Raw genomic sequence first — 9,208 nt, 5'->3', positions numbered from 1 at the left:
TCCTCGACGAGTTCGGAGAGTACGGCGGCCTGGCGGGCGAGGTCGTCGATCTCGCCGGTGACGGTGGAGGCCACCGTGGTGGTGGTGCCGTGTTCCAGGTGGGTCCGGGCGGCGGTCAAGGCTTCCTCGGCGATGCCGGAGGCGTAGGAGGCGCCGCCGCCGCCGTGGACGTGCAGGTCGACGAAGCCGGGCACGACGGTGTGTCCGGTCAGGTCGAGGTCACCGGGCTCGGGCTCGCCGCTCGCGATGGCCGCGATGCGGTCGCCCTCGACGGCCAGCCGGTCGCCCTCGACGACGCCGCCGGGCAGGACCAGGCGGGCGCCGGCCAGGGCAGTACGGTCACGGTCCGCGGTGGTCACGCGGTCACCTCCATGGAGAGCAGCAGATCCCAGGCGAGCAGGCCCGCGCCCAGGGACGCGGCGGTGTCTTTGAGCATGGCGGGTACGACCTTCGGGGGCATCTGGAAGGTCAGGCGCTCGGTGACCGCCGTGCGCAGCGGACCGAAGAGGGTGTCGCCGGCCTCGGCCAGCCCGCCGCCGACGATCACCGTGGACGGGTCGAGCAGGCTCTGGGCGAGGACGATGCCGTCCGCCAGGGCGTCGACGGCCCGCTGCCAGACTGCGCGGGCGCGGTCGTCCCCGGCGTCCACCGCGGCGGCGCAGGATGCCGCGTCGGCGTCGGGGTCGCCGCTGGCCTCGGCCCAGGCGCGGGAGACGGCGGAGGCGGAGGCCAGCGTCTCCAGGCAGCCGCGGGCGCCGCAGCCGCACTGCGGTCCGCCCGGGCGGACCACGACGTGGCCGATCTCGCCGCCGTAGCCGTGTGCGCCCGCCTCGATCCGGCCGCCGATGCCGATGGCGCCGGCGATGCCGGTGCCGAGGGCGATGAACAGGAAGCGGTCGACGCCCCGGCCGGCGCCGATCCGGCCCTCGGCCAGGCCGCCCGAACGCACGTCGTGGCCGAGGGCCACCGGCATCGCGGTGCCGTCGGGGCCGGCCAGGCGCTCGCCGAGGAGTCCCCGCAGGGGCAGGTCCCGCCAGCCGAGGTTGGCGGAGAAGACCGCGATCCCGTTCTTCTCGTCGATCGTGCCCGGGACGGCCACGCCGGCCGCGAGCGGGGCGACGCCGAAGCGGCTGCGCCCCTCGGCCGCCAGGTCGGTGGCGAAGTCGAGGATGGCGGCGACGACGGCGTCCGTGCCGTGCTCCCGCCCGGTCGGTCGGCGTGCCTCGAACAGCACGGAGCCGTCCTGGGCGAGCAGCGCGGCCTTCATGCCGGTGCCGCCTACATCGAGTGCGATGACGTGCTTCACGGAGGACAGTTTCCCTTGGTGGGTAGAAGAGGTCTAGTCCAGTTGTCGGATTGGTCTGGTCCATACTGGGTGAGCTTTGTCGCAGCCGTGGGGGTCTGCGGGGCTTTGGGCGGGGCGTACGAGGGGTGTCCGGACGGTTGTCCGGGGGTGAATCGGGCGCTGGTGTTGCGCATCGTGCAACGACTCCGGGCACTTCGGTAACTACTGGTGCGGGGCGGCCCAGTGGTGTGGACCAGTGGTCGGCGGGTTTGGCAGTGTGGCGCCTCCCCCCTGCCGGATTCCCTCGTTCCGGCGGCAGTTCTTCCCCTAAGGCGGTACCCGCGTTGAACAGGCGCGTCCACGTTCCCACCCGTGTGCTCGGCAGTGTGCTGGCCGGAGCCCTGGCACTCACCGCGGTCGGCGCGTGCAGCGGGCAGGACCAGGGGACCGTCACCCTCAAGCTGGTCGCCGCGGACTACGGGGAGAGCCAGGAGACCAACTCCAAGCACTACTGGGACGGGGTCGCCAAGGCCTTCGAGGCCGCCAACCCCGGGATCAAGGTCAGTGTCGAGGTCGACAGCTGGACCGAGATCGGCAAGAAGGTCGAGGACATGATCGCGGCCGGGAAGTCGCCGGACCTGCTGCAGACCGGCGGCTTCGCCGACCAGGTCGCGGCGGGTCGGCTGTACCCGGCGTCCGACGTGCTCTCGATGGACACCCAGGTCGACCTCCTGGACACCTTCGCGCACGCCGGGCAGGTGCTCGGAATCCAGTACGGGATCCCGTTCGTGTCCTCGTCGCGGGTGCTCTTCTACAACAAGGCGATGTTCCGGCAGGCGGGGATCGCGCAGCCGCCCGCCACCTGGAGCGAGCTGAAGCAGGACGCGGAGAAGATCAAGGCCAAGGTGCCGGGGGTGACCCCGTACGGGCTTCCGCTGGGGCCGGAGGAGGCGCCGGCGGAGTCCATGCTGTGGACGCTGAGCGGTGGCGGGAGCATCTCCGACGACGTGGGCAACTACACCATCGACAGCGCCCAGAACCAGGCGACGTTCGGCTGGCTGAAGAGCAACCTGGTGAGCACCGGGCTGACGTACCCGGACCCGGGGAAGATGAACCGCACCCCGGTGTTCCAGGACTTCGCGGCCGGGAAGGTCGCGATGCTGAACGGGCATCCGACGCTGCTGCGGATGGCGACCACCGGGAACATCGAGTTCGGGACGGCGCCGATCCCGAAGAAGGACGGCGTGGGGCGGACCGGGAGCCTCGGGGTCGCGGACTGGATGATGGCGTTCAAGGCGAACGGGCACAAGAACGAGATCAAGAAGTTCCTGTCGTTCGTCTACACCAAGGACAACCAGCTGAAGTTCGACGAGCAGTACAACCTGCTGCCGGTCACCCAGGACGCCTTCGACCAGATGTCGACGGACCCGAAGCACACGGACCTCAAGCAGTTCGCGGTCGGGCTGACCAACGCGAGCTTCTACCCGTTCGGGGACCCGGCGTGGGGCGAGGTCAGCAACCGGATCAAGGCGGGGATCGGGCAGGCAGCGACGGGGGACCCGAAGGTGGTGCTCGGGGGGCTGCAGGACGCGGCGGCGCAGGAGGCGGCGCGGGTCCGCAAGTAGTCCGTACGGCGGGCCCGGTCCCGGGGGTTCCCGGGCCGGGCCTCGACGTGTCTTCATGCAGAAGAGTCGCTCAGGGGAGCGTGATCGCGTAGGCCTTGCGGAGGGTCTCGTGGACCGTCCACGTGGTGCGGTCGCCCTCCCGCAGGACCGCGCAGTCGCCGGGGCCGACCTCCAGGGTCGGGCCGCCCTCGATCTCGATGGTGGCCCGGCCGCTGAGCACCACGAACATCTCGTCGGCCTCGACGTCGGTGACCACGCCGGGGGTGATCTGCCAGATGCCGCGCAGCTGACGGCCGTCGGCGGACTCGGCGAGGACCTTGCCGGTGACCTCGGGAGCGCCGGAGACGATCTGGGACGGGTCGAGCGGGTCGGGTTCGAGGTCGGCGGCGGGGATGTGCAGGGCGAAGCTGGGCGTGGTCATGGGGCGACGTTAGCGGCGGCGGGGGAGCGGTGGGGCGAGCAGTGTGTGTCGGGGTCGCGCGGGAGAATGACACTCCGTAGTGGCGGGCGCAGGGGTGTGGAGGTGGGTGCGGTGGGCGAGCTGAGTGTGCGGGACCGGGCGGTGCTGGCGCTGGAGGGGCGGCAGTGGCGGACGGCGGGCGCCAAGGAGCGGGCGATCCGCGAGGAGCTGGGCCTCTCCTCCACGCGGTACTACCAACTGCTGAACGCGCTGCTGGACCGGGAGGAGGCGCTGGCGCACGCACCGGTGCTGGTGAACCGGCTGCGGCGGGTGCGGGCCGCCCGGAGGGAGGCCCGCTGAGCCGGGCGTTCCGCGCCGGGGCCGGGGGTATGTGCCCCGGTATGGGATTCGGTTCGGGATTCGAAGAGACGTGGGCGCCGGGCACCGAGGCCGGACGGGAGGGCGTGCGGGCGATCCTGCGGGCGCCCCGGGAGGCGGTGATCGGGCTGGACTTCGACGGGACGCTGGCGCCGATCGTCGCGGACCCGAGCCGGGCCAGGGCGCACCCGGGCGTGGCGGGGGCGCTGCGGGTGCTGGCGTCGTCGGTGCGGTCCGTGGTGGTGGTGACGGGTCGGCCGGCGCTGTTGGCGGTGGAGTACGGCGGGCTGGCCGGGGTGCCGGGGCTCGTGGTGCTGGGGCATTACGGGGCCGAGCGGTGGGAGGACGGCGAGGTGACGGCGCCGGAGGTGCACCCGGGAGTGGCGGGGGTGCGGGAGGCGTTGCCGGGCGTGCTGGCGCGGGCCGGGGCGCCGGCGGGGACGGGCGTGGAGGACAAGGGGCGCTCGGTGGCGGTGCACACGCGGCGGACGGCGGCGCCCGAGGAGGCGCTGGAGCTGCTGCGTGCGCCGGTGGGGGAGCTGGCGGCCGAGTACGGACTGGTGGTGGAGCCCGGGCGGCTGGTGCTGGAGCTGCGGCCGCCGGGGGTGGACAAGGGGGCGGCGCTGACCGGGTTCCTGCGGGAGCGGGGGGCCCGTTCGGTGCTGTACGCGGGGGACGACCTGGGGGACGTGGCGGCCTTCGCGGCGGTGGAGAAGCTGCGGGGCGAGGGCGTGGCCGGGCTGCTGGTGTGCAGCGGGGCGGTGGGGGACGCGCCGGTGCGCGAACTCGCCGACCGGGCGGACCTGGTGGTCCCGGGCCCGGCCGGCGTGGTGGAGCTGTTGGGGGCGCTGGGCGAGGCCCTCACTGGGACTTGAGCGGGGCCAGCGCGTTGAGCTGGTCGAGGAACCACTGCTGCGGGGGGAGCGCGGTGGCCGCCGCCGCGAGGCGCTTGGTGCGGTCGGCGCGCTCCTCCTCGGGCATGGTGAGGGCGGTGTGCAGGGCGTCGGCGGTGGCGATGACGTCGTACGGGTTGACCGTCAGGGCGTCGTCGGCGAGCTCCGCGTGGGCGCCCGCCTCCCGGGAGAGGACCAGGGCACAGCCGCGGTCGGAGACCACCGGGACTTCCTTGGCCACCAGGTTCATGCCGTCCCGGATGGGGTTGACCAGGGCCACGTCGGCCAGACGGTAGGCGGCGAGGGAACGCGGGAAGTCGTCGTTGACGTGCAGGATCAGCGGCTGCCAGGTGGGGGTGGCGAACTCGTCGTTGATCTCTTCCGCGAGGTCCTGGACGGCGGCCGTGTAGTTCCGGTACTCGGCCAGGTCGGTCCGGGACGGGTAGGCGAACGCGATGTGGACCACCCGGTCGTGCCACTCGGGGCGGGTGCGGAGCAGGTGCCGGTAGGCCTGGAAGCCGCGGACGATGTTCTTGCTCAGCTCGGTGCGGTCGACCCGGACGATGGTGCGGCGGTCGCCGACGGCTTCGCGCAGGGCGGCGAGGCGTTCGTCGACGTCGGGGCGGTGCGAGCGTTCGCGCAGGAAGTCGGCGTCGGCGCCGAGGGCGTGCACGCCGAGGCGGGTGGTGCGGCCGTCGAGGGTGACGGTGAGTGCCTCGTGGTCGACGGTGGCATCGAGGAGGTCCGCGCAGCAGGCGGCGAAGGCGCGGGCCCAGCGCTCGGTGAGGAAGCCGGCCCGGTCGGCGCCCAGGATGCCGGTGAGGACGGCGCGGGCGACGTCGTCCGGGAGCAGCCGGTAGTACTCGGGTGGGGCCCAGGGGGTGTGCGAGAAGTGGCCGATCCGCAGGTCGGGGCGGGCTGCGCGGAGCAGGGCCGGGGTGAGGGAGAGGTGGTAGTCCTGGACCAGGACCGCGGCGTTCGGGGCGGCTTCGGCGGCCAGGGCCTCGGCGAAGGCGGCGTTGTAGGCCCGGTAGGCGGCCCATTCGGTGCGGAAGGCGGCGTCGAAGGAGGGCGCGGTGGGGGTCGCGTAGAGCAGGTGGTGGACGAACCAGAGGGTGGAGTTGGCGACGCCGTTGTAGGCGCGGGCGAAAGTCTCGGGGTCGATGGCCAGCATCCGGACGGCCTGCCCGCCGACGTCGTGGCCGGCCAGGTCGAGGCGGCCGCGGGGGGCTTGCTCGGCGGCTCTGCGGTCCGCCTCCCCCAGGGCGGCGCAGACCCAGACCGCGTTCGGGTCGTCGATCGCGGAGAGGCCGGAGACCAGGCCCCCGCCGCCGCGCCGCAGGGTCAGCGTGCCGTCGTCGGCGGTGCTGAACGACACCGGTCCCCGGTTGGATGCCACCAGGACGGGGGCGGTGCCGGTCGCACTCGAACGTTCGGTCGTGAGATCGCCCATGGTTGGCATGTTGCCGTGGGTCAGGCGCGGCAAACCCGGGGCCCGTCCTCAGTTCACCCGGGGCCGCCCTCGGTCAGTGGCGGATCGCGTATTCGGGGACGGTGTGCATCGGGGGGCGCTCCAGGGCGGTCACCGGGTGGGTGTGGGCGGTGAAGGCGCGGGTCTGCGGGTCGCGGGTGAACTGGGTGAGCTGCGGGAGGAGGAGGTCGGCGGAGGCCTTGAGCCGGTGGGCGCGGTCGAGGCGTTCGAGGGCGGTGCGGTAGATGGTGGCGGCCATCCGGCCGAGGGCCTGGCCGTCCTGGTGGCGGTGGTGCCGGACGCCGACGTCCACCTGGGCCAGGGCGTCCAGGCCGACCAGCTCCAACGCGTCGACCAGCAGGCCGAGTTCGACGCCGTAACCGGTGGGGAAGGGCAGTCGTTCGAGCAGTGAGCGGCGGGCCGCGTACTCGCCGCCGAGGGGCTGGACGAAACCGGCGAGTTCCGGCCAGTGGAGGTTGAGCAGGGGGCGGGCGACGAGTTCGGTGACGCGGCCGCCGCCGGCCGGGACGACGGCACCGGATTCCGTCTCGAGAGGACGGTCGTACATGGCCTTGACCAGTTGGATGGACTCGTCGGTCAGCAGGGGGCCGACGATGCCGGAGACGAAGGCCGGATCGAACTCGCGCAGGTCGGCGTCCACGAAGCAGACGATGTCGCCGCGGGTGACCAGCAGCGAGCGCCAGAGCACCTCGCCCTTGCCGGCGGCGGCGGGCAGCCGGGGCAGGATGGCGTCGCGGTGCTCGACCCGGGCGCCGGCCTCGGCGGCGACGGCGGCGGTGGCGTCGGAGGAGCCGGAGTCGACCACGACGAGTTCGTCGACGAGCGGGAGGCGTTCCATCAGCTCGCGGCGGACGGTGCGGACGATGTCGCCGACGGTGGCCTCCTCGTCCAGGGCGGGGAGGACGACGCTGACCGTGCGCCCGGTGCGTTCCTTGGCCGCGAGGAGGGTGCGCACCGGCCGGTCGGCCGCGCTCCAGGAGCGGCGGCGCAGCCAGGACGCCGCCTGCGGAAGCAGCTCGGGAGTCGGTTCGGCGGGCACGGAAGTCTCCTCGGCGGGTGGGGTGGGACGGCTCATCTCGCGTGGCGGACGGTCCCGTTCAGGATTGACGCCTTCGGATACAGTCTTCGTACAGCGGCCGGACCTTCGCACGCCGGGGTCGCCGCTGAGTACCACCACAATTTCACAAGCTCATCCAGAGGGACTGAGGGAACGGCCCGTTGACGTCCCGGCAACCTTCTCGCGCGGCTGTTCTCGACAGGCCCCGGCGGGACAGGTGCCAATTCCGGCCTGTGGCGCGTCCGCGCCGCGGGGAAGATGAGGAGAGAGGCCTCGCCATCATGGCTATCGACACTGTCGCACCTGTTTCCGTGGACCTCGGCCCCGCCGTCGCGCTGTCCTGTCGGGAGTGCGGCACCCGATTCCCGCTCGGTCCCGACTTCGCGTGCCTGGAGTGCTTCGGCCCGCTGGAGATCGCCTACGAATTCGGCAGCGAGGGCGCCGAGGAGCTGCGCAAGCGGATCGAGGCCGGTCCGGCCTCCGTCTGGCGCTACGCGCCGCTGCTGCCGGTGCCGGCCGACGTGGCTTCCAAGCCCAACCTGAACCCGGGCTGGACCCCGCTGGTGAAGGCGGACAACCTGGGCCGGGAGCTCGGCTTCACCGCCCAGCTGCACATCAAGGACGACTCCGGGAACCCGACCCACTCCTTCAAGGACCGCGTGGTGGCCTGCGCCATCGAGGCCGCGCGGGCGTTCGGCTACACGACGCTGTCCTGCTCCTCCACCGGCAACCTGGCCGGCGCGGTGGGCGCGGCGGCCGCCCGGGCCGGGTTCCGGTCCTGCGTGTTCATCCCGCACGACCTGGAGCAGGGCAAGGTCGTCATGGCCGGGGTGTACGGCGGCGAGCTGGTCGGCATCGAGGGCAACTACGACGACGTGAACCGCTTCTGCTCGGAGCTGATCGGCGACCCGGCCGGCGAGGGCTGGGGCTTCGTCAACGTCAACCTGCGGCCGTACTACGGCGAGGGCTCCAAGACGCTGGCGTACGAGATCTGCGAGCAGCTCGGCTGGCGGCTGCCGGAGCAGATCGTGATCCCGATCGCCTCGGGATCGCAGCTGACGAAGATCGACAAGGGGCTGCAGGAGCTGATCAAGCTCGGCCTGGTCGAGGACCGGCCGTACCGGATCTTCGGCGCCCAGGCGGAGGGCTGCTCGCCGGTGTCGGCCGCCTTCAAGGCCGGCCGGGACGTGATCAAGCCGGTCAAGCCGGACACCATCGCCAAGTCGCTGGCGATCGGCAACCCGGCCGACGGCCCGTACGTGCTGGACATCGCCCGCCGGACGGGCGGGGCGGTGGAGGACGTCACGGACGCCGAGGTCGTGGCGGCGATCCGGCTGCTGGCGCGGACCGAGGGAATCTTCGCCGAGACCGCGGGCGGGGTGACCGTCGGCGTGCTGAAGAAGCTGGTCGAGACCGGACGGCTGGATCCGGCCAAGGAGACCGTCGCGATCAACACCGGCGACGGCCTGAAGACCCTGGACGCCGTCTCCGACGCCGGGATGACCGCCGTCATCCGCCCGACGCTGGACTCCTTCCGCGCCGCCGGCCTCGTGTCCGCCTGAACCACCTCCGCCCCCGTGAGGCCCCACCCGCAAGGAGAGCCATGAGCGCCAACGTCCGCATCCCCACCATCCTGCGCACCTACACCGGCGGCGCCGCCGAGGTGACCGCCGAGGGCGTCACCCTGGCCGAGGTCATCGCCGACCTGGAGCAGAACCACGCGGGCATCTCCGCCCGCATCCTGGACGACGCCGGCAAGCTGCGCCGTTTCGTCAACGTCTACGTGAACGACGACGACGTGCGCTTCGCCGAGGGCCTGGCGACCGAGATCAAGGACGGCGCCAGCGTCTCGATCATCCCAGCGGTGGCCGGCGGCTGCTGAGCCGTGACGCCGGCTATTCGGCCGCCCGCCCGTACGGAATTCCGCTTTCCGTATGCGCGGGCGGCCGGTTGCATTCCGGCTGGAATATTTTCGAGTCGAGTCGGAGTAGAGTGTCGCTCGGCTGGGAACAGGGGTTCCCTTGCGGCCACCCGCGGTGTTCCGCCGGGGCGGCGTCCGGCCGGTGAGACCGGCTCGT

10 protein-coding genes and 1 riboswitch are annotated in these 9,208 nt (G+C 72.6%); of the genes, 5 read left to right on the top strand and 5 right to left on the bottom strand.

The genetic code is table 11. From position 1 onward, the window contains the following. A partial coding sequence (locus ACZ52R_RS09005; protein WP_465753230.1) for an amidohydrolase family protein occupies positions 1-359 on the bottom strand: 359 nt, incomplete at its 3' end. Then, on the bottom strand, positions 356-1,306 hold the full coding sequence (locus tag ACZ52R_RS09000) for an ROK family protein (protein WP_360494797.1): 951 nt from the start codon (positions 1,304-1,306) through the stop codon (positions 356-358). The genes ACZ52R_RS09000 and ACZ52R_RS09005, both read right to left, overlap by 4 nt. A gap of 323 nt (positions 1,307-1,629) precedes the next feature. Between ACZ52R_RS09000 and ACZ52R_RS08995 the strand changes: the two genes are divergently transcribed. Continuing rightward, positions 1,630-2,910: an extracellular solute-binding protein gene (locus ACZ52R_RS08995; RefSeq protein WP_465626729.1), complete on the top strand. Its 1,281-nt coding sequence runs from the start codon at positions 1,630-1,632 to the stop codon at positions 2,908-2,910. Between the two features lie 70 nt (positions 2,911-2,980). On the opposite strand, the gene ACZ52R_RS08990 is transcribed toward ACZ52R_RS08995, so the two are convergent. Beyond that, positions 2,981-3,331 (bottom strand): cupin domain-containing protein, encoded by a 351-nt coding sequence (locus ACZ52R_RS08990; RefSeq protein ID WP_465626728.1) that lies wholly within the window; start codon positions 3,329-3,331, stop codon positions 2,981-2,983. A gap of 66 nt (positions 3,332-3,397) precedes the next feature. Here ACZ52R_RS08990 and ACZ52R_RS08985 point away from each other — a divergent pair, with 66 nt between their 5' ends. Both ACZ52R_RS08985 and otsB read left to right on the top strand, forming a co-directional pair. Continuing rightward, positions 3,398-3,670 (top strand): DUF3263 domain-containing protein, encoded by a 273-nt coding sequence (locus tag ACZ52R_RS08985; RefSeq protein ID WP_465626726.1) that lies wholly within the window; start codon positions 3,398-3,400, stop codon positions 3,668-3,670. 41 nt (positions 3,671-3,711) lie between these two features. After that, the gene (otsB, locus tag ACZ52R_RS08980; protein WP_465626725.1) at positions 3,712-4,563 is read left to right on the top strand and encodes a trehalose-phosphatase; all 852 of its coding nucleotides are present in this window, start codon (positions 3,712-3,714) and stop codon (positions 4,561-4,563) included. Here the strand turns inward: otsB and ACZ52R_RS08975 are convergent. Together ACZ52R_RS08975 and ACZ52R_RS08970 are read right to left on the bottom strand one after the other, a co-directional pair. Next, positions 4,550-6,034, bottom strand: coding sequence for an alpha,alpha-trehalose-phosphate synthase (UDP-forming) (locus ACZ52R_RS08975; protein WP_465626723.1), 1,485 nt, complete (start codon positions 6,032-6,034; stop codon positions 4,550-4,552). The two genes, otsB and ACZ52R_RS08975, sit on opposite strands and share 14 nt — an antisense overlap. 73 nt (positions 6,035-6,107) lie before the next feature. Beyond that, positions 6,108-7,088: a glucosyl-3-phosphoglycerate synthase gene (locus tag ACZ52R_RS08970; protein ID WP_396287951.1), complete on the bottom strand. Its 981-nt coding sequence runs from the start codon at positions 7,086-7,088 to the stop codon at positions 6,108-6,110. Between the two features lie 171 nt (positions 7,089-7,259). After that, a riboswitch (SAM riboswitch) is annotated at positions 7,260-7,395 on the top strand. 16 nt (positions 7,396-7,411) lie between these two features. Here ACZ52R_RS08970 and thrC point away from each other — a divergent pair. Both thrC and ACZ52R_RS08960 read left to right on the top strand, forming a co-directional pair. After that, positions 7,412-8,692, top strand: a complete 1,281-nt coding sequence (thrC, locus tag ACZ52R_RS08965) for a threonine synthase (protein ID WP_465626721.1) — start codon at positions 7,412-7,414, stop codon at positions 8,690-8,692. 41 nt (positions 8,693-8,733) lie between these two features. Then, positions 8,734-9,012 (top strand): MoaD/ThiS family protein, encoded by a 279-nt coding sequence (locus tag ACZ52R_RS08960; protein ID WP_360494773.1) that lies wholly within the window; start codon positions 8,734-8,736, stop codon positions 9,010-9,012. Positions 9,013-9,208: the final 196 nt, after the last annotated feature.

The organism is Kitasatospora sp. NPDC034023 (assembly GCF_055575795.1).
This window is presented reverse-complemented; position numbering and strand designations above follow the sequence as displayed.

Excerpts from the sequence above, each read along its gene's own strand:
- ACZ52R_RS08990 (WP_465626728.1), bottom strand. The coding sequence starts at position 3,331 with ATGACCACGCCCAGCTTCGCCCTGCACATCCCCGCCGCCGACCTCGAA.
- ACZ52R_RS08985 (WP_465626726.1), top strand. The coding sequence starts at position 3,398 with ATGACACTCCGTAGTGGCGGGCGCAGGGGTGTGGAGGTGGGTGCGGTG.
- otsB (WP_465626725.1), top strand. The coding sequence starts at position 3,712 with ATGGGATTCGGTTCGGGATTCGAAGAGACGTGGGCGCCGGGCACCGAG.
- ACZ52R_RS08975 (WP_465626723.1), bottom strand. The coding sequence starts at position 6,034 with ATGGGCGATCTCACGACCGAACGTTCGAGTGCGACCGGCACCGCCCCC.
- thrC (WP_465626721.1), top strand. The coding sequence starts at position 7,412 with ATGGCTATCGACACTGTCGCACCTGTTTCCGTGGACCTCGGCCCCGCC.
- ACZ52R_RS08960 (WP_360494773.1), top strand. The coding sequence starts at position 8,734 with ATGAGCGCCAACGTCCGCATCCCCACCATCCTGCGCACCTACACCGGC.